The organism is Paenibacillus sp. 37 (assembly GCF_008386395.1).
Taxonomy (GTDB): domain Bacteria; phylum Bacillota; class Bacilli; order Paenibacillales; family Paenibacillaceae; genus Paenibacillus; species Paenibacillus amylolyticus_B.
In genome coordinates, this window is the sequence record NZ_CP043761.1 from 6,139,113 (window position 1) to 6,161,709 (window position 22,597).

The window sequence follows — 22,597 nt, forward strand, 5'->3', positions numbered from 1 at the left end:
AATATCAGCAGGAAACCGCCCGCTGAAGTCTAGCCGTACAGCCGCGCGTAATAACCTCCGAGCGCCAGCAGGTCCTGATGGCGGCCCCGTTCCACGACCGTTCCTTGATTCATGACCGTAATCAAATCCGCATGTTCCACAGTGCTGAGACGATGCGCAATCAAAATGGTGGTGCGTCCCTTCATCAATACGTTCAGAGCTTGCTGTACCCAATGCTGGGATTCGTTATCCAATGCAGAAGTCGCTTCGTCCAGCAGGAGAATCGGAGCATTTTTGAGAATCGCCCGGGCGATCGCAATTCGCTGCCTTTGTCCGCCTGACAACGACGCTCCCCTCTCTCCCACCGGCGTTTTATACTGTTCAGGAAGTTCCTGAATGAAATGGTGAGCGTACGCCGCTTTGGCCGCTTCAACCACTTCTTCATCCGTTGCACCCGGGTTTCCATAGCGGATGTTTTCCTCAATCGTGCCGGTAAACAAAAACGGCTCCTGCGGAACATATGCAATCTGCCTGCGGATTTCGTCCAGCGTAAAATGGCCGAACGGTTTTCCCTGGAGCAGGATATCTCCGCTATCCACAGGATAAAAGCCGAGCAACAGCTTGATCAGTGTACTTTTGCCGCTGCCGCTTGCTCCTACGATCGCAGCAACCTGACCAGGAAACACCTGCATGGACATGTCCACAAGTACCTTTTTATCCGCCTGATAGGAAAATTCCACATCGCGAAACTCCACCGCAGCCTCCGATACAAGCTCGCTACGAGAAGATCCCAGACGCTCCGGTTCCTCTTCCTCGCCTAGTACCTCTTGAATCCGGTGAGCACCCGCGAGCGAATTTTGGGTCATCGACAGAACCATCCCCAAGTTCAACAAGGCGTGCGTCAGATTCACTTGCAAAACTGCCAGAGCGGCGACGCTTCCCATTCCCATCATTCCGTAGGCATAAAGAAGACTGCCGATGACGATGATGCCGCAGAACGTGACGTAGCTGATAAAATGGTTCACCGCAGCCTGCATACCGTTCTTTTTCGCCGTTTGCCGAAGCGTTTGCGTCATTTGTTCGTTCAACGCCTCGTACTGGCCGTAAATCGTGCGGATGCGGAACAGCTTCACAATTTGAATGCCGCCCATAAAATCTTTGAATTTTTCGGTCATTTTACCGAGCGTTTGCAAGCCTTGTTCGGACAAAGCGCGGATATCCCGTGCAAATTTCAGGCTGACCAGAGAGGACAGCAGCAGAATGACGAAGGATACGCCAGCAAACCGCCAATCGATCACCACCATGGAGACAATGGAGCCGATGCAAAAGACAACTTGAAGCAGCAAAACGAAGTAAACCTGCGAGAAAGTAAACTCAACGGTCGTTACGTCGTTATTCACCCGCGACAGCAAGTCCCCATGGTGCGTCTGCTCCAGGAATCTCGGCCGCACCCGGCACAGCTTGTCATAAAGACGTTTGCGGATATTCAGCACAGTCAGCTCGACACTGCGCTGGTATAAGTAAATGAACCAGGGAGAAATTATATTTTCCAGGAACAAGGCCGCGCCCAAAATAATAAAGGCTTCCACCATCAGGGACGTATCTCGGGACACGGCGAAATCAACCAAGTTATGTACGACCAAGCTGAAGGCGATCAGAAACAATGTCTGGGTGAGCGCCGTTACAGCAAGGCCAATCGCGTACTGGGTTTTGCGCTTGCGGTTCATAAACGTCAGCAAGTAGCCAAGTTCTTTCACTTGCGAGAGCCTTCCGCCTTTTTTCATGTGTACGACACCTCCCTGCGTTCGGCAGACTCGGTAAATTCCTGGTAGTACGACTGGGCGTACAGTCCCTTCCTCTCGAGCAATTGTTCATGAGTGCCCTTTTCGACAATATTTCCTTGTTCCATAACCCAGATTTCATCGGCGTTTTGTACCGTAGAAAGCCGGTGGGCAATAACCATGGTTGTTTTCTGCTTCATCAATACGCCCAGCGCTTCCTGAACCGCGCTTTCCGACTTCGGATCAAGAGCCGATGTGGGCTCGTCCAGCAGCAGAACGGGAGCATCTTTCAGAAAAGCCCGGGCCATTGCAATGCGCTGGCGTTGCCCACCGGACAAAAAGCCGCCGCGCTCTCCGACATACGTCTGGTAGCCACCCTCAAGCTGCATAATGAAAGAATGAGCCTGAGCGGCTTTGGCGGCTTCGATAATCTCGTCCATCGACGCTTCTTCCCGCCCATAGCCGATATTTTCGGCGATTGTACCGCTAAACAAATATGAATCTTGGGTTACCACGGAAAAATGCGACCGAAGCTGCTCCGGATCTGCACCGTGGATCAGGCTTCCAAACACGCGGATCTCGCCCTGATCCTCCGGAAGCAGATAAAAGCCGCATACCAGCTTAAACACCGTACTCTTCCCTCCCCCGCTCGCTCCGACAAGCGCAATCGTCTTGCCTTCCGGCACCGAGAAGCTAACATTCCGCAGAATCGGGGAACTCTCTTCATACCCGAAGGTTACGTTCTGAAACTGGATGGGGGCGGCGTTTGCTTTTGGAAGCAAACGGCCATTTTCCGTTTCGGTCGGCTGCTCGACGATTTCGGAGACCCTTCTCAGGGCACCGCTCATTTCGAACGTGCGCGTAATGAGCTCGGGAATATGCTCCAGCGGCTCCAGACATAGATTAAGCAAGTACAGGAAGGCAATCAGTTCTCCCGCGCCTAGCTGCCCGTTGTAGATCAAATAGCTACCGTAACTGACGGCGAAAATAATCGGGCTGATCATCAGCGTAGAAAGCAGCGGGTTGACCCAAGCTTCCCGCTTTTTCACGGCTAGCTTTTTTTGAGCCGTCAATTGCAGCAGCACTTGGTAGGAGCGAGATAACATACCGGATAATAGGTAGCTTTTTACAATAGGCATCCCTCCAAGCGTATCCTGGAGGTTGACGTTCATTCGGCCCATGTTCGCCTGGGCTTCCTCCGTCAACTGTTCCAACTGCTTGCCGATCCATTGGGAAACCAGCAGTGCTACGGGAAATAACAGCAGGCTGTACAGCATCAGCTCCCATTGGAGATACATCAAATAAGCGAAACAGCCGATAAACAATAACGGATGATAAAACCACTGAGCGAGGTCCCGAATCATAAATTGCTGGATGAGCTGCAGATCGTTGTTGATCCGCGACAACACGTCGCCGGAGTGTTGTTTTTCCAAATAGGGGACCGGAAGTTTGCCGATATGACGCATGACATGGTTGCGGATATCCTGCACCGCAGAGGCACTGCTTCGCTCCACACCAAAGCTCATGAAAAACTTCGCTGGCACACCGATCAAGATGACCACAAAGACCGTGTATACGATTTGCAGAACGATTGGCCCCGCCCCATTCTCGGCCTGTGTGGTCAGCTGCTCGACCAAACGTCCCGTCCATATCTCAATAACCGCGGCGGCAATTGCGGACAGGATACCGACGATCATCCATCCTTTGTGACGGCTTACATAGGACATCAGCCAGCGGAACGCTTTCCAGGTGGCATATGCGGTTCGACGCTTGGAAGGCGCAGCTGTGCCTTGTTCTTGAACAAACGTCTGCCGGTCAGTTCCCATGCAGGACCCCGGCCTCCGCTTCGATCTGCCGCTTAATTTGCACTAAGATGTCACGGATGACAACGGCCGTTTCGTCCACGCGCGCGAGTTCCAGTAACTCCTCGTGTGCGCCCTCCAGCCGGTAATCGGCGTAAGCTTGCGTCGTTGCCCTCTGCCAGGACGGCAACTGGTGCTCCAGGCGGAACGCTTCGCTGTCCTTCGCAATCAGTTCGTAAATCCGGGCAGTTATCGTTCCTGAATTAATAAGCTGCGCTTCGTACGTCAATGTAACTTTGATCTTTCGATGAACACGCTCCCGCACGAGCGGATTGCTCATTAATTCCTTCTCTTCTTCGTCGAAATCCGCAAGCATTTCTTCAAGCTCTTTCTCAAACGTTTCATAAGGCGTGAGTGTGTCCTTAATCCATGAGTCCACCATGAGCACGTCCGTTACGGAATACCCTCTTCTTTCCATCGTTTTGGCTACCTCAAACGTCAGGTTGCCTCCGAAGCAGTAGCCCAGCAGCACGTAAGGTCCTTCAGGCTGGATGCGAACAATCTCATCCACATAACGGTTCAGCATGGCCTCGTAATCGATGACATCATCGATAAAATCAATGCCATAAAGCACGAATCGGCCGTCCAGCCTGCTTGCAAGCTCTCGGTAACCAATGCCGAAGCCGCTGCCTGGAGGGAAGCAGAACACGTTTAGATCCCCTGTTTTATTCAGCTTAATGAAGGAGTCTCCCCCTTTATCCAGACCCAGATCCTGCTCTCCAAAAGCCATGGCTTCAACGGTTACACTATGGAATTGGCGATTCAGCGGTATCTCAATGCCCGTTTCATCGTAAACGGCTTGAACAAGCCTCATCAGACTTAAGGAATTGCCGCCCAGCTCAAAAAAGTTATCCTTTACGCCGACCTGTGGAATGCCAAGTGTATCCTGCCAGACACGGACGATCTTCATCTCGAGCAGCGTTCTCGGCGCAACATATTTCGTTCCTCTGGCCGCAGCTTCCTCCGGCACTGGCAGCGCTTTGCGGTCGATTTTTCCGTTCGCGGTCAGCGGCATCTGCGAAAGCTGCACAAGATGCGCAGGAATCATATACCCCGGAAGCTGCTTGGCGAGCTGCTCCTTGAGTTCATTCGCCGCCAGCTTTGTTTCCGCAACGTAATAAGCAACAAGTTGCTTATGGCCGTTCGCGTCGTCCCGGGCGAGTACCACCGCTTCTTCCACGCCCCGGGCGTTCAGAAGCTGCGTCTCGATTTCGTCCAGCTCGATCCGATACCCGCGGACTTTGACCTGGTGGTCGATTCGGCCCAGGTATTCGATGTTGCCGTCCGGTAGCCAGGTCGCCAAGTCGCCAGAACGATACAGTTTTTCCCCCTCCGCAAACGGGGAATTAACGAACTTCTCCGCCGTCAGATCCGGACGGTTCAGGTATCCTCTCGCGAGCCCTTCCCCGGCCACGTACATTTCGCCCGCTACGCCAATCGGCACAGGGCGGTGGTTTTCATCCAGGACGTAAACCCTCAGCGTTGGGATCGGCTTGCCGATATTACTCTTCGCCGCCTCCATTTCGACCCACGTAATTTCTTTATACGTCACGTGAACCGTCGTTTCGGTAATGCCGTACATATTGATCAGCTTTGTCTCCGGGTACTTCGTCTTGAAACCCTTGAGTAAAAGTGGACTGAGCGCTTCGCCGCCAAAAATGACGTTGCGAATCCGCAGATCGTATGGATGATCCGCCAAGACCTTACGCAGCAGCTGATAAAAGTACGTTGGCGTCTGGTTCAAAATCGTGACCTGTTCGCGGCCCAGCAGCGCCAGGAAATCGGCCGGATTTTTCGCCGTGAGCGGCGGTACGATGACCAGCTTGCCTCCATAAAGCAGCGCTCCGTACATTTCCCAGACGGAGAAATCGAAGCAGAACGAGTGGAACAGCGTCCACGTGTCGAACCGCCCGAAGTCGAACAAGTTCTTGTCGTTGAACAAAAGACGCACAACGTTTTTATGCTCGATCAACGTGCCTTTGGGTTTGCCGGTCGTTCCCGACGTGTAGATGACATATGCCAGGTTCCCCGACCCGGAAATTGGCTCCAGATTCGAAGCGTCCAGCGCACCTTCCGAGTCCGCCCCACTGTCTCCTCCCCAAACGAAATCATCTATTTCAAGGCGCGTTCCTGCGAAGTCGGTCTTCTCATGCAAATGCTTTTGAATCAGCAATAACGGCGCACCCGAATCCTCGATCATGAAGCGGATGCGCTCCTCCGGGTAGTCGGGATCGACAGGCACGTAGGCTCCGCCCGATTTGAGAATCGCCAGTATGCCGACAACCATATTGAGTGAGCGTTCGGCCAGAATCGCTACTAGCTGGTCCGCTTCAACTCCCGTCTCCCTCAGCTTGCGCGCAAGACGGTTGGATCGCTCGTTAAGCTCGCGGTAGGTCAGCTGCCGTTCGTTCATGACAACAGCCACATTGTCCGGGTAAAGCTCCACCTGTTCTTCAAACAAACCGTGAATCGTTTTCCCCCGCTCAAACCCGGTTTCGGTATCATTAAATCGATTCAGCAACGTCTCCCTCTCGTCCGGGGAAAGCACATCGGCTTGTCCAAGCTCCAAATCCGGCTGAAATACAAGCATGGACAGAAACCGAACAAGGTGGTCGGCCGCCTGTTCCACAAATGCCCGCTCGTATCGATTCCCGTCAAAGCTTATTTCCAGCTCGATAGAGTCGTTTTGGCGGTCGAATCGAAAAACCGTATCGGCCGCCACCCGGTTACCCAGCGGTTCAGGATGAATCGGGGCGAAGGATGCAACAGTGTTGACGACTGGAACGCCTTCCCCTGTATAGTCCAGATGGAGCGGCTCCACCATTTTCCGAAAAGGCAGATGCTGATGCTCCAGCGCCTCGCCGATGGAGGCTTTGATGTCCCCGAGCAGCGTTTTCAGCGTAGTCTGGTTACTTACGGGCGTTTTGATCACCAGGATGTCATGCGGCGGCTGAGTCACGTCCGGGTTCCCGCTATAAGAAGGCATGCCGACCAGTACTTGATCCTGCCCGGTATATTTGAACAGCAGGCTTTTTACTCCTGCCAAAACAATCATGTACAAAGCCAGATCCGAACCATTGGCGAGGCGAATAATTCTCTCCGAGAGCTCACTCGGCAGGGTACGGTGAAGCAAGCCCAGCTCTGCCGCAGCTTCGCCACCCGCAGATAATTTGGAGGATTGACTGTAGGGAAGGAAGCTCAGGCTGTCATCGTTGTCAAATTTGCTGCTCCAGTACCGTTCTTCCTTTTCAAATAAAGATTTCATTCGTACCTCCCCTAAAAATGAAGTGACCGTGTGCCCCGGCGCAGATCCGAAAAAACTTGCTTTCGGCCTGCGCGTTTACGGGCTTGATTTACGGACTTGCAAGTTGTTCGCTGTCTTTCATGGGATGCGCACCACTTTCGCTTGACGGCGGAGGCGCACTTGTAATATTAGAACGCGAATTCGATCGTATCGACGGCACTCTTTGCGCCTGCCGCCGGTTTATGACATTCAATCCGACTTAGCTCAAGTTGTGGATTTTCCGCAATTTGAGAAAGTATCCGCAGGTAATCCTCGGTTAAGGTGCGGATCATCGTTTCTTTGAACAGCTTGGTGGCGTAGAAAAAGCCCCCGCTCAGCGCCCCTTCGTTTTCATACATAAACAGCGTCAGATCAAACTTCGCTTCCTCCAAATGGTCAAGCTCGTAATTCTTCAGGCTGACCCCTTCGAGTTCGGCGTCTCGTTCTTCGATATTTTGCAAGTCGAAAACGGCATCGAACAGTGGGAAGCGGCCCGGCTCCCGCTTCACATTCAAACGCTCCACGAGCTCTTCGAATGGATAATCCTGATTCTCAAAAGCTCCCAGAGCCGTTTCCTTGACTTCTTCCAGGTAGGACAGGAACGTTTTGTTGCCCGACGGGCGATTGCGGAGCGCCAGTGTATTAACGAACATGCCGATGACCGGCTCCAAATCAGCGTTAGTTCTTCCTGCCACCGGGGTGCCCACAATTAAGTCTTCCTGCCCGCTGTACTTGGACAGCAGCACAGTATATGCCGCAAGCAGTACCATGTACAGCGTGCTTTCACGCTCGGCCGCCAATTCACGCAGCCGCACAGAGAGAGAAGCTTCGACGTCGAAATCCAGATGCGCGCCTTCGTAGTTGCGAACTGTAGAACGTTCGTAGTCCATCGGCAGATCCCCCGTCGGCAGATCGCCTTCGAAGGTTTGCAGCCAGTACGCTTCCTGCCGCGCGATCCGCTCTCGGTGAACCTCCGACTGCTGCCAAACGGCATAATCCTTATATTGAATGCGTAGTGGCGGCAGTTCTTCCCCGGCGTATAAACTCGAGAACTCATCCATTACAATCGCCATCGATACACCGTCCGACACAATATGGTGCATATCGAAAAGGAGAATATACCGGTTCGGCTCCAGTTCGATGACTCCGGCGCGCAGCAGCGGCGGCTTGCCGAGATCAAACGGACGAACGAAGTTGCGGACAATCTGCTCGACTTGAGCTGCATCCTCTGGATCCGCTTGATGATGCTCAATAGCAAAATCGACCTGCGGGTAAATCCGCTGAACCGCTTCGCCCTTCACCATTTCAAAACCGGTACGCAGCGATTCATGCCTTGTTATCAGTTTCCGCAATGCGGCTTCCAAGCGGTCTAAATCAAACTTGCCTTCAACCTGCACCAGTTCCGGCATGTTGTAAAGCTGATCCGCTCCATCCAGCGTATGCTGAATGAACAGCCGTTTCTGCGCGGATGACAGAGGGTAGTACTCTCTCTGCTCCGCTTGAGGAATGGACTCATGCTCCCGCCGTTCCATCCGGGCAATCGCCTCGGCCATCGCCGCAATCGTCGAGTGACGGAATACGTCGCGTAGCGGGAGGTTGACGTTTAATTCCTTAAATACCTTGCCTGCCAGCGTCGTCGCTCGCAGAGAGTGGCCGCCGATGTCGAAGAAGTTGTCGTAAACGCCAATCTCCTTCGTAAGCCCCAGCACCTCCTGCCAAATCACCGTCAGCTTCGTTTCCAGTTCATTGCGCGGTGCGACATACTCCGTTCCACTTCCCATTTCCCCTCCCGGGGCTGGCAGCGCCTTCCGGTCTATTTTCCCGTTCGGTGTCAGAGGCAGATGCTCCATCTCCACGAAGTACGACGGGATCATGTACCCCGGCAGATCCTGCGCCAGCGCACTGCGCAGATCGTTCACTAACAGCTCCGCACCGATATCCGGCGTGTAATACGCACACAGCGCCTTCTGCCCGTTCGCGTCACTTCGAACCAACACCACCGCTTCGCGTACACCTACCATCCGCAGCAGCTGTGACTCGATCTCACCCGTCTCGATCCGGTAACCCCGGATTTTTGCCTGGTTGTCGATCCTGCCGATGAAGTCCACGTTGCCGTCCTCCATCCACCGTGCCAAATCTCCCGTGCGATACAACCGCTCACCCGCGGTGAAAGGGCTGTCTACAAACTTCTCTTCCGTCAGCTCTGGACGGTTCAAGTACCCACGTGCTACGCCAACGCCGCCGATGACTAGCTCGCCCAGCACACCGACTGGTACCGGGTTCAGGTGCGCATCCACGATGTAGAATTTCGCATTTAACCACGCTTTGCCAATCGGCACATGGCCTGTTTGCGGCAGCTTCTCCAACTCCTCGTCATAGAAACTGGAGTCAATTGCCGCTTCCGTCACACCGTAGGCGTTAATAATGCGGAACGACGAACCAAACCGTTCCTGTAAGGTTCGGTATTCCGCCACACTGCAACTGTCTGAGCTTGTAATCAACAGCTCCATACCGCTTAACTCTAGCCCCTGCTCATGCACATGCTCCATGAACGGCACGATCAGTGCCGGCGTTGATTCAAAGATCGTCACTTGCTCCCGCTCTAACCAGTAGTGCAGACGAGACGGATCGATCCGATCGTCCTTCGGTACAATCACCATCGTGCCGCCATTGTACAATGTGCGAGCAATATCGCCCACAAACACGTCAAACGAGAAGCTGGCGAGTTGCAGCAGGCGCACCGGGAACTGATCCAACCGGTATTCCCGTCGGTAGCCCGCTGCCGTGTTCACCAGGCTGCGATGCTCGATCATCACGCCCTTCGGCTTGCCTGTTGTCCCTGACGTGTAGATCACATACGCTAGATCCTCAGGAAGAGCTTCATGGAACCTGTCCATACCGACAACATCAACATCATTTGGATGATTCTCTCCACCACCGTTCACAGCCCCCGTTAGCTTGCCGTTGACTGGATTGGGAGCACTGCTGGAGCCTTGGCCGAAGTCCATCGGGGCATTTACCCGATCTTCGCTGTATGATGTTTCGTCATCGAGATACAGCACCGTCTCCAGTGCTATTTCCTCTTCGCCGAGCCAGGCTTCGGCACGCTCTCGCAGCAGTGTTTGTGTCAGCAGTACCTTCGCTCCGCTGTCTTCGAGCATAAATCGCACCCGCTCTGCTGGATAATCCGGGTCGAGCGGTACATAGGCCCCGCCCGTTTTCCATACGGCTAGTACAGCCACCAGCAAATCGACCGAACGCTCAGCGAGAATGCCAACGATGGACTCCCTGCCGATGCCGCTTGTGCGCAGCGTAGCCGCCAAGCGGTTCGCTCGCTCGTTCAGCTCCACATACGTTAGGCGGTTATTTTCATACACGACGGCTTCCGTTTCCGGTGTGCGTTCCGCCTGTTCCTCGAACAACCGGTGGAACGCCGCCACAGGAGCCGGTTCTAGCCGCGCTGGATTAAACGCACTGAGAACTTGTTCTTTTTCCTCTGCTGTCAGCAAGTTCAGCTCGGCAATCTTCGCATCTGGACGGTTTACAATTGTCACGAGCAACTGCTCGTAATGTTTTGCCAGCCGTTCAATCGTCTCCCTTTTATAAAGAGCCGTTGCATATTCGAAGCTGTAATCCAACCCGCCGTTCTCCTCGCCCACATCCAAGCTGATATCAAACTTCGCAGTATCCAGTACGCTCGGATAAGGAATCAGGCGAAGCCCTTCCAGCTCAAATTGCTCATTCTCCGTATTTTGCATCGTAAACATCGTGTCGAAGAGTGGATTACGGCTTAAATCACGGGTGACTTGCACCTTGTCCACCAATTGTTCAAACGGATAGTTTTGATGCTCAAAGGCGTGCAGAGTTGTTTCTTTGACTTCGTTCAGGTATGACAGGAATGTTTTCTCCGAAGCCGGATAACTGCGGATCGCCAACGTGTTTAGGAAAATCCCGATCAACGGCTGCACATCTCCATGATTCCTTCCGGCAATCGGCGTTCCAACGATCACGTCTTCCTGACCTGAATATTTGTGCAAAAGCACGTTATACGCCGCAAGCAGAACCATAAATAATGTCGTGCCCGTTTCCGAAGCCAGCTGTTTCAGGCCGTCGGTTTTTGAAGCGTCGAAGAAAAACTCCAGCGTTTGACCTTCATAGCTCTGTACAGCCGGACGTGGATAGTCAGTCGGCATTTCCAGCACCGGAAGCTCGCCCTGGAACATGTCCAGCCAATACGCCCCCTGATGCTGAAGCCGTTCCTGCTGCTCCTGCGAATGCTGCCAAACGGTGTAGTCTTTGTACTGAATGCGTAGCGGCTCCAATTGCTCTCCACCATACAAACGCACGAATTCTTCAACAAAGATTTCCATCGAAACGCCGTCAGAAATAATATGATGCATGTCGTACATCAGAATATGGCGTTCCGGAGCCAGCTCAACAAGGCCTACTCTCAACAGCGGTGGCTTAGCCAAGTCAAACGGACGGACGAAACCGTGAACCACCGCTTCGACCTCTTGCTCATCCACTTGATAGAACTCCACCGCAAAATTCACGTCCTGGTAAACCCGCTGTGATGCTTCGCCATCCACCATTTCGAACCCGGTGCGCAACATTTCATGCCGCGCCACGAGCTTGCGGAACGTTTCTGCGAACCTTGCCCGGTCCAAAGCACCCTCCAGCAGCATCGCTTCCGGCATGTTGTAGCTAAGCTCCGCACCTTCCAGCTGATTCAAGATAAAGAGACGTTTTTGAGCAAAAGATTGCGGGTACACCTCTCGGCCATCCGCCACTGGAATGGCAACGAATGTCTGCTGATCCAGCCGATAAATGGCGGCAGCCATGCTCTCGATCGTGGAATGGCGGAACACATCGCGCAGTGGCAGATCCACGTTCAAGTCTTTATGAATCTTGCTGACCAACGTTGTCGCGCGCAAGGAGTGGCCACCGATGTCGAAGAAGTTGTCGTGAACACCAATCTCCTTCGTAAGCCCAAGCACTTCCTGCCAAATCACCACCAGCTTCATTTCCAGCTCATTGCGCGGTGCGACGTACTGCGTTCCACTTCCCGCTTCTCCTTCCGGCGCTGGCAGCGCCTTCCGGTCTATTTTCCCGTTCGGTGTCAGAGGCAGACGCTCCAGCTGTACGAAGTACGACGGGATCATGTAACCTGGCAGCTCCTGCGCCAGCGCACTGCGCAGATCGTTCACTAACAGCTCCGCGCCGCCGGTCTCCGGCGTATAATACGCACACAGCGCCTTCTGCCCGTTCGCATCACTTCGAACCAGCACCACCGCTTCGCGCACACCTTTCACCCGTAGCAGTTGCGACTCGATCTCACCCGTCTCGATCCGGTAACCCCGGATTTTTGCCTGGTTGTCGATCCGACCGATGAAGTCCACGTTTCCGTCCTCCATCCACCGCGCCAAGTCTCCTGTGCGGTACAGCCGCTCGCCCGCGACATACGGACTATCTACGAACTTCTCTTGCGTCAGCTCCGGACGGTTCAAGTACCCACGTGCTACGCCAACGCCGCCGATGACCAGCTCCCCCAGCACCCCGACCGGCACCGGGTTCAGGTGCGCATCCACGATGTAAAACTTCGCATTCAGCCACGCTTTGCCAATCGGCACATGACCTGTCTGCGGCAGTTTCGCCAACTCCTCGTCATAGAAACTGGAGTCAATTGCCGCTTCCGTCACACCGTAGGCGTTAATAATGCGGAACGACGAACCAAACCGTTCCTGTAAGGTTCGGTATTCCGCCACACTGCAACTGTCTGAGCTTGTAATCAACAGCTCCATACCGCTTAACTCTAGCCCCTGCTCATGCACATGCTCCATGAACGGCACGATCAGTGCCGGCGTTGATTCAAAGATCGTCACTTGCTCCCGCTCTATCCAGTAGTGCAGACGAGACGGATCGATCCGATCGTCCTTCGGTACAATGACCATGGTACCGCCGTTGTATAACGTCCGCGCAATGTCGCCCACGAACACGTCAAACGAAAAGCTGGCGAGCTGCAGCAGCCTTACCGGGAACTGATCCAACCGGTATTCCCGTCGGTAGCCCGCTGCCGTGTTTACCAGGCTGCGGTGCTCGATCATTACACCCTTTGGCTTACCCGTCGTTCCCGACGTATAGATCACGTACGCCAAGTCCTCCGGACAGGCTTCATAGCAGCTGTCCATGCCCACAACCTTCGAATGGCTCTCATCTCCGTCGTTCACAGCACCCGACAGCTCGCCGGAGACTTTACCGGAAACCACGCTGGAGCCAAGCGGTGCATTCTCCCGGTCTTTGCTGTATGACGTTTCGTCGTCGAGATACAGCACCGTCGCCAGTGCAAGTTCCTCTTCGCTGAGCCAGGCTTCAGCACGCTCTCGCAGCGGCGTTTGCGTCAGCAGCACCTTCGCTCGGCTGTCTTCAAGCATGAACCGCACCCGGTCTGCCGGATAATCCGGGTCCAGCGGTACATACGCCCCTCCCGCTTTCCAGACGGCCAGCACAGCCACCAGCAGGTCCACCGAGCGCTCGGCGAGAATGCCAACAATCTCCTCCCGGCCGATTCCACTTGCGCGCAGCGTTGCCGCCAATCGATTGGCCCCCTCGTTCAGCTCCGCATACGTCAGCCGATCGTTCTCGTATACGATGGCCTCCGCTTCCGGTGTGCGTTCCGCCTGTTCCTCGAACAGTCGGTGGAACGCTGCCACAGGAGCCACTTCCGATTGCGCCGGGTGAAACGCGCCGAGAATTTTCTCTTTTTCATCTTCCGTCAACATGTTCAGCTCAGCGATCTTTGCATTCGGATGGCTTACGATCGCCGCAAGCAAATGTCCAAAATGAATCGACAGCCGCCGGATCGTGCTTTCTTTATAAAGAGCCGTTGCAAATTCAAAGTTGCACTCCAGTCCGCCATTTTCTTCCGTAACATCCACACTCAGGTCGAACTTGGCCATACCATATTCGCTAGAGTACGGGGACAATTTTAGGCCTTCCAGCTCAAACTCTGACTCCTCCAGGTTTTGCAGGGAGAACATCGTGTCAAACAGCGGGTTGCGACTCAAATCCCGGCTAACCTGCACTTTATCGACGAGTTCTTCGAACGGATAATTCTGATGCTCGTAAGCGCCTAATGTCGTTTCTTTCACTTCTTCCAAATATGACAGGAAGGCCTTCTCCGAAGCCGGATAATTGCGGATCGCCAGCGTGTTGACGAACATTCCGATCAAAGGCTGCATGTCGCCGTGCGTTCTGCCTGCAATCGACGTTCCAACGATCAAATCATCCTGACCTGTGTATTTATGCAAAAGCACGGTATATGCGGCAAGCAACACCATATATAGCGTCGTTCCTCTTTGAGCGGCCAGCTGTTTTAAGCCTTCGTTCGTTGCCTCGTCCACGAAGGATGTCAGTGTATGTCCCTCATAGCTCTGTACAGCAGGACGCGGATAGTCCGTTGGCATTTCCAGAACCGGCAACTCGCCCCGGTAACGGTCCAGCCAGTAAGCTTCCTCGCGTTTCAATTGCACTTTTTGCTCGTCCGATTGCTGCCATACCGCATAGTCCTTGTACTGAATGTGCAAAGGCTCTAATGACTCGCCGCCGTACAAACGAACGAGTTCCTCAACGAATACGTCCATCGAACCCCCGTCGGAGATGATATGGTGCATGTCAAACATCAGTAAATAACGTTCGGTTGCCAGCTCTACGAGTTCGGCACGCAGCAATGGTGGCTTCGCCAAGTCGAAAGGCCGGATAAATGCCTGCACGACTGCAGACGCTTCTTCATCGTTCGCATGTCGACACACGACGGCAAAATCAACGCCCTCGTAAATACGCTGTACCGCTTCGCCTTGTACGATCTCAAATCCGGTTCGCAACGTTTCATGTCGTTTGATCAGTCCGCAGAAAGCTTTCTCCAGCAAGCTATGGTCAATCGATCCTTCGAGCAGCAGCACACCCGGCATGTTGTAGCTCTGATCGGCTCCTTCCAGCTGATTCAGGATAAACAGCCGCTTCTGAGCTGAGGAAAGTGGATAATACGCTCTTTCGTCTGCCAGCGGAATCGACGAGAACGACTGCTCTTCAATCCGGGAGAGGGCGAGAGCCATCTCTTCGATCGTTGAGTAGCGGAATACGTCGCGCAGAGGCAGTTCGACGTTCAATTCCTGATGCACCTTGCTCACCAGTGTCGTTGCCCGCAAGGAATGGCCACCCAAGTCAAAGAAGTTGTCATGAACCCCGATGTGCTCCAATCCAAGCACGCTTTTCCATATTTCAGCCAAGCTGGCTTCCAACGGAGTCCGAGGCAGAGTATGTCCTTCGCCCGGTTGCAAGCTCTCCTCAGGTGCCGGGAGGGAGCGGCGGTCAACCTTGCCGTTCGTTGTCAGTGGAAGCCGTTCCAACTGGATCAGGTACGCCGGGATCATATAGGCAGGAAGTTCCTGGGAAAGAACGCTCTTCAGCTCGGCCGCCGGAAGCTCACGGTCCGCTTCATAATAGGCGCAAAGTTGCTTCTCGCTGGAGGCGTTTTCTCGTGCGAATACCGTCGTTTTCCGAATTCCCTCCACTTTCTGAAGCTGAGCTTCGATCTCGCCCAACTCAATACGGAAGCCGCGGATTTTTACTTGGTCATCCGTACGCCCCACGTATTCAATCGTGCCGTCCGGTAGCCATTTCGCCAAATCCCCTGTCCGGTACATGCGCTCTCCCGGCACAAACGGATGGTCCACAAATTTCTCCGCCGTCAGCTCCGGTCGGTTATTGTAGCCCCGTACCAACCCTTCTCCGCCGACGCAAAGCTCCCCGGCTACGCCGATCGGCAGAAGTTTATTCTGGCTGTCGACGATATACACCGTCGTATTGCTGATCGGCCGTCCGATGGGTACGGTAACCGCGAACTCATCGACAAAGTCGACTGGAAGGTACGTGGTATAAACCGTGCTTTCCGATGGGCCGTACAGGTGGTTGAGCCTGCCCGATCCGATATGAGCGAGCGCTTTACGCACATGGCCGACCGACACGCGCTCTCCTCCGAACAAAATCGCCCGGACATCCCGCAGGCAGTCGACGTTCACATCCACAAGGACGTTGAAGAAAGCCGTCGTAATCAGCATGACCGAAATTCGCTCGAGCTTGATGAGATCCGCCAGCTGGCCGATCTCCAGCAAAGTCTCGTGGGGAACCAGCACCAGCCGTGCCCCGTTGGTCAAAGCGCCGAAAATATCAAAAATCGCTCCGTCGAACGAATAGCTCGAAAGCTGGAGGACATGATCCCGCTCAGTGATGTCGATATAATTCGTATTTCGCACGATCCGCACGATATTGCGGTGTGAAACAAGGTTGCCTTTGGGCTTGCCCGTCGTGCCTGACGTATAGATGATGCAAGCCAGATCTGTCGCTTCGTTGCCCTGATTTAGATTTGTGCGGTCCTCATGATAGAAGGACTCCTCATCCAGTAAAATCACGGAGTAAGAACCCGCCAGGCGCTCGCGCAATCGACTTTGCGTCAGCATGACCTGCGCACCCGAATCCTCGATCAAGAAACGGATACGCTCCTCGGGATATTCCGGGTCAATCGGTACGTAAGCCGAACCGGCTTTGTGTGCCGCCAGCATTCCCACCACCATTTCGATGGAACGCTCAGCCATAATGGCGACCAGACGGTCTTTGGATATCCCGTGGCTACGCAAAGTACGAGCAAGGCGGTTAACGCGTTCGTTCAGCTCGCGGTAGGTCAGTTCTTGCCCATTCAAGGAGATGGCAGCTGCATTCGGGATGCGCTCCACCTGCTCTTCGAACAATTGAATGAGCGTTTTCCCGCGCGGAAATTCCGTGGTGGTGTTGTTAAAACGTCTGAGAATGTCAGCTTTTTCCGACTCCGTCACAAGTTCCAGCTCGCCCACGGTAATCTCCGGGTTATCCGCCACCTGCTCCAGCAAATGAACGAGATGCCCCTTGAGCCGCTCAATGCTATCTTTATCAAACACTTCGGCGTTAAAGTCGAATCGAATTTCGATCTCGGCTCCCGGCACCACAGTCACGTTGAAGTTATAGTTTGTCTGCTCCTCCATCTGAACATCAGCAATCGTCAGGTCGCCGTGCTGCTGGTCCCCCGCCTGCTCCATCTGCTCGTCCACCGGATAGTTTTCAAAAGCGATGATATGGTTGATCAGGTTCTGCTTTTGCACGCTGCGGGCCTGAATTTCATACAGCGGATAGTAATCATAACGCCCGGACTCCAGCGCCCGCTCTTGAAGCTTCGCCATCAGGTCGGCGAACACGGTGTCCGCTTCGCTCGTTACCCGGACCGGCACCGTATTGATGAACAGCCCGATCATGGACTCAATGCCCGGAATTTCCGCCGGTCTTCCGGCTACGACGCTGCCGAATACGGCATCGTTTGTTCCGTTATATTTTTGCAGCATCACGCCCCAAATAGCTTGCAGCAGTGTATTGACCGTAACCAGGCGCTGTTTCGCCACCCGGTCCATCCGCTCGCTCAAGTCCTTTCCCAGCTCGGCGGTGACGTGATCAGCCGTAAATCTGCCGTTGGGTGCCAGTTCCTTTTGTCCCGGGATTACAGTTTGCCCTTCATAACCTGCCAGGAATGCCATCCAATAGGCTGATGCCGCCTGATCGTCCTGTCTCTCCAACCATTCGATATAGGCGCCATAATCCGATCCTTTATCTCCCGCTGACTGCTCGCCGGATGCCAAGGCCGAGTATGCCTCAAACAGCTCCTGCGTCAGCTGAGCCAGGCACCAGCCATCCATCAAAATATGTTGGAAACTCCACAGTACATGATAGTTTTGCTCTTCGGTGCGCAGGATCGTGAACCGAACGAGCGCGTCATGTTCCATATCGAAGCCGCGAAGCTTGTCCTCCTCGGCCTTTTTATCCAAGTAAGCTTGTTTTTCGTCCACCTGCAAATGAAGCAGCTCTTCATATTCAAAACCGACTGGCTTGTCGCGGTATATGATTTGCAGCGGCTCGCCCGCCGGTCCTTTCACAAAATTCGCCCGCAGCACCAGATGACGTTTCGCAAGTTCCATCCAACTCCTCTCAAAAAGCTGGACGTCGAGTGCTCCCCGCATCGTAAACCGCGTCTGTTCAAAATAAGCTGCCGTTTGCCGGTCAAGCGCGCTGTGGAACCACATACCCTTCTGCATCGGCGTAAGTGAGTAAATATTTTCGATTTCCCCGAGATGGCCCGAGCGCTGGGCGATGTGCTCCAATTCTGCAATGGTCAAGCCTTTGAATTGCACGTCGCTCGGCGTCAATTCAGTGGTTTCTTTGCCTGCACAGTGGATAATGAGGTCTCGGAGACTTTGCTCAAGCCGCTGAGCGAGGGCTTCCATCGTTTCCTTGCGATACTGCTTCCGGCTGTAGCTGAGATCGAGCGATAAAGCGCCGTCCAGCACCATACCGTTGATATCCAGCACAAAGCTGCGGGCCTGCCGGTCGCTAGCCGGGCTGCCGCTGGAATAAGAAGATATGCCGATCTCGTCCTGGTTGACATCATCGTCGAACTGGCCGAGGTAGTTAAAATTTATTTCCGGCTCTGCGCCCCAAACCAAGCCATCCTCCGATTTTGAGAGATAACGGCATATACCGTACCCTAGCCCCTTGTTCGGAATACGGCGCAAGTTTTCCTTGACCTGTTTAATCTGATATGCCAAATTTCGGTCGGTTTCCGGCTCCAGGACGACTGGAAACATGGTCGTAAACCAGCCAACTGTACGCGTGATGTCGATATCCGTTCCGATCGATTCACGTCCGTGTCCTTCGAGATTGATCCGCACCCGTTCGTGCCCTGTCCATTTGCGCAAGGCTATTCCGAGTGCCGTTACGAAAATATCATTCATTTCGGTGTTGTAGGCACGGTGAACCCGCTTCAGTAGCAGTTCCGTTTCTTCGGGAGTCAAACGGACAAACAGCGATTCGCTGTCCTGCTGCGTCGTAACGTCCGCCTCCATATCCTTTGGCACGGCCAGAACCTCCATTTGTTCCACGGCCTGCCAATAGGCCCGTTCCTTTGCCATCTCCGGGCTTTGCGCGTAAGCAGCCAGCTGCTCGGACCAAGTGCGGTACGCATCTGTTTTCGCCGGGAAACGAATTTCCTCGCTTTTGCCAGTCTGCTCGTAACCTAAAGCGAAATCCTCCATCAAAATGCGCCAAGACACGCCGTCTACCACGGCATGATGAACCGCGAGCAGCAAATGATCTCCATCCTCGCACTGGAACAGTCCCGCCTTCATGAGGGGCCCGTTCTCCAGATCGATGCCTGCTTGAATGTCCGTTGCCTTCGCTTCCACAGCCTGCGTGGGATTCTCCGCATCCTTAAAGTCGAACACGTCCAGCGTGAACAGCCCACCATCCTGAATCGCTCGGGTTAACGCACTAAACCCTTGTTCCGTCTTACAGAACACCATGCGCAAGGCGTCATGATGATCGACCAGCTTTTGAAGCACCTTATACACTGTCTCTTCGTTGAAGCGTTCCTTCCGGTAAAACATCACCGACTGGTTGAAATGATGAGGGTCCGCAAATGAACTCTCAAAAAACCAATGCTGAATCGGCGTCAACGCCGTTTCACCCGTTATTTCGCCTTGATCGATGGTACGTCTGATCGGTTTCACATACAGGCTGAGCTGTGAAATCGTCGGATATTTGAACAAATCCCGGATTTCCAGCTTGTACCCGGCTTGATGAAGCCGCGAAGATACTTGAATGGACTTGATCGAGTCTCCGCCCAACTCAAAGAAATGATCCGTTACCCCAACACGATCGGCGTTCAATACCGCCTGCCACACATCAGCAAGCGTTCGCTCAGTTTCATTGCGGGGAGCTACGTACGCGCCGCCGGTCAGTGCGTTTCCTTCCGGGGCAGGCAAAGCCTTACGATCGATTTTGTCGTTCGGCGTGAGCGGCATCCGCGGAAGCTGAACAAAATGCGCCGGAATCATGTAATTCGGCAATTTTTGCGCCAGCGCGCTTCTCAGCTCGCCAAGCGTAAGAGGGAGACTCGCGACCAGGTAAGCGCACAGTTCTTGCCCGCTTTTGCCTTCCCGCGCGATTACAATCGTCTCCTGCACCGAATCGATCTTCAGAAGCTGCTCTTCAATCTCGCCGACTTCGATTCGGAATCCACGGATTTTCACCTGATGGTCGATCCGGCCCAAGTACTCCATATTTCCGTCCGGCAGCCAGCGGGCGAGATCTCCTGTCCGGTAAAGGCGTTCTCCCGGCGCAAACGGATGTTCAACGAACTTCTCTGCCGTCAGCTCCGGTTGGTTCAGGTAACCTCTCGCAAGCCCCACACCTGCCACGCATAGCTCGCCGTCCACTCCCGGAGGCACAAGTTGCAGGTGGGCATCCAAAATAAAAATTTGATGATTAGCCAGCGGGCGCCCAATCGGAATGACTCTGCGTTCCGGCTGCTGCTCATCCGCATCCCAAAGCGTCGTAACAATCGAAGCTTCGGTAGGGCCGTAAGCATTGAAATAATGGACCTTCGCTTTCCACTGCTGCACGAATTCGGCCGATACCGCCGAACCTCCCGTTACAAGCTTTGTTAAGCTGGGAAGACGGTCCGGGTTCAAATGAGCGCTGTACGTCGGGGGCAGAATCGCCGCCGTAATCGCATGCTCGTTCATATAGCTCTCGAACAGACGAGTGTCGAGAATTGTCTCGGCCGTCGGGATGTACAAAGTCGCGCCAAAATAGAGTGCTTTGAAAACCTCCCAGCAGGATGCGTCGAAGGACAAGCTCGCAAATTGAACGATCCGGTCTTGCTCCGTGATGCCCAGCCTGTCTGCGAACATCAGCTTCAAGCTGACCAAACCACGATGCTCCAGCATGACCCCTTTGGGTTTGCCCGTTGTACCTGACGTATAAATGACATAAGCAAGATCGTTTGGACCGCTGGCCTCCTCCAGGTTGGAACCATCGTCGCTATAGAATTGCTTGTCATCTAGCGCCAATACGGTCCCTTCGAACGGGACTTGCTTTAACAGCTCTCTTTGAGTCAGCAGCAGCTGCGCGTTTGAGTTCTCAAGAATGTAGCGGATACGCTCTTCCGGGTACTCCGGGTCGATCGGCACGTAGGCACCGCCAGCTTTCAGAACCGCCAGAATGCCAATGACCGTCTCCAGCGATCTCCTGACCATCAGGCCTACCAACTGATTGGGCAGCACGCCGACCGATCGTAGCGTACGCGCCAGCTGGTTCGCCCGTTCGTTCAACTCTGCGTATGAAAGACGCTGCCCCTCAAAGAAAACCGCCGTCGCCTCGGGCACACGCTTCGCTTGCTCCTCCACAAGCTGATGAATCGTCCGATCACGAGGATAGTCCTTCTCGGTATCGTTAAAGCTTTGTAGTAATTTAAATTTTTCGTCCTCCGACAGCATGTCCGCTCGCACGATGTTCAGCTCCAGCTCATGAAGCCCCACGGACAGCAGGCGATTCAGATGGCCGACGACCCGAGTCATGAACTCGGAGTCATATAAGTGCTCGTTATATGACAGCGCTAGCTGTATCGTCCCGCCGGCTAAACTAAATTCAAAGGAACAGTCTGTGACCACGTTTTGCCCAATTTCGTCCAGATGCAGCTCCTTAAGGGATACTAGCGTATGGACAAAGGGTATCCCTTCTGCATATTGCAGATCCAGCTTCTCCGTCATTTTCAAGAACGGAATATGTTGATGCTGAATGGCTTCCGGCAAGGAAGTCCTCAGTTCGCTCAGAAGCGTTTTAAAAGTTGCTCCCACCGAAAGGGAGTTTTTCAAAATGACCGTATGATTAACGGATCGACGCGTCTCCCCCTTTTTCGGCACAACCGGCATGCCGACCAGAATGTCTGAAGCTCCAGTATATTTATGCAAGAGTGCCTGAACACCGGCGAGCAAAATCATAAAAGCAGCCAGCGGAGCACCCTTGCTCATTTGAAGGACGCGCTGCGCCGCTTCCTCCGAAAGCGAACCGCCAACGGTTTTCACATTGGGCACCAGGGAGTTTGGAGCTTTGCTGTAAGGCAGCCGCGTCAAGGTATATTCGTCACTACCGAATTTTTCGTTCCAAAACAACGTTTCTTTTTCAAAAGCCATCTGGATCGTTCCCCTCTCTTCATCGGTAAAAGCAATCCGGCAGAGCATATGCCGAAGCAACGCTCCCCTCCTTTTCAAACATCTGACAACAACATCAATGGCTTGCGCAATATCACCGCTTCAATTGCCCGGTTGATCGCATGCGGCAATCCTCTGCCTACCAGCTGTCCCGCTCGGCTGCCATGCATAAAGGACAACAACAAGCATCGTTCTACGCAAGAGATGCGGTTACTTTTGACTCCTCTGCTTCAATAAGATTGCTGCGGACGAGCCACCCGAAGACGGGATTTGGTTTAACATGGGATTCGGAATTGGATTTGGGGATAGACGACAAGGAATGTTCCTCCTGTCGATGTAAGGCTTGCCGCAGGGTTCTCCAGCCGCCCAGCAGGAAGTCGACCGTACCTCCTGATTTGGCACCCGAGCTGCCTTCGACGAAGCCTATGTTTAAGGGGTATTGATACACTCTATGTACTATTTGCTTATTCCCCCACAGCCCTGGTGTGGATAAGTAAGATTCGACTGCGGGGTAGTGAGCTTTTCCTGACGATTAAATTTAACGAGGGTACTGCATGAGACTCAAGG

5 protein-coding genes are annotated in these 22,597 nt (G+C 53.8%); all 5 read right to left on the bottom strand.

Annotated elements, in window-relative coordinates:
* Positions 1-29: 29 nt before the first annotated feature.
* The 5 genes from F0220_RS26345 to F0220_RS26365 all read right to left on the bottom strand — a co-directional run bounded on the left by F0220_RS26345 (position 30) and on the right by F0220_RS26365 (position 22,478).
* Positions 30-1,763, bottom strand: coding sequence for an ABC transporter ATP-binding protein (locus F0220_RS26345; protein WP_105601984.1), 1,734 nt, complete (start codon positions 1,761-1,763; stop codon positions 30-32).
* Complete coding sequence (locus F0220_RS26350; RefSeq protein ID WP_105601985.1) at positions 1,760-3,586, bottom strand: ABC transporter ATP-binding protein; 1,827 nt, start codon at positions 3,584-3,586, stop codon at positions 1,760-1,762. The genes F0220_RS26345 and F0220_RS26350 overlap by 4 nt, the downstream gene beginning before the upstream one ends.
* Positions 3,576-6,887 carry a non-ribosomal peptide synthetase gene (locus tag F0220_RS26355; protein WP_105601987.1) on the bottom strand — a complete coding sequence of 1,104 codons (3,312 nt, stop codon included), beginning with the start codon at positions 6,885-6,887 and terminating at the stop codon, positions 3,576-3,578. Before F0220_RS26355 ends, F0220_RS26350 begins: the two co-directional genes overlap by 11 nt.
* A gap of 167 nt (positions 6,888-7,054) precedes the next feature.
* Positions 7,055-22,060 carry a non-ribosomal peptide synthetase gene (locus F0220_RS26360; RefSeq protein WP_105602010.1) on the bottom strand — a complete coding sequence of 5,002 codons (15,006 nt, stop codon included), beginning with the start codon at positions 22,058-22,060 and terminating at the stop codon, positions 7,055-7,057.
* A 163-nt stretch (positions 22,061-22,223) separates the two neighbouring features.
* Positions 22,224-22,478: a hypothetical protein gene (locus tag F0220_RS26365; RefSeq protein ID WP_146117133.1), complete on the bottom strand. Its 255-nt coding sequence runs from the start codon at positions 22,476-22,478 to the stop codon at positions 22,224-22,226.
* Between the last annotated feature and the right edge of the window lie 119 nt (positions 22,479-22,597).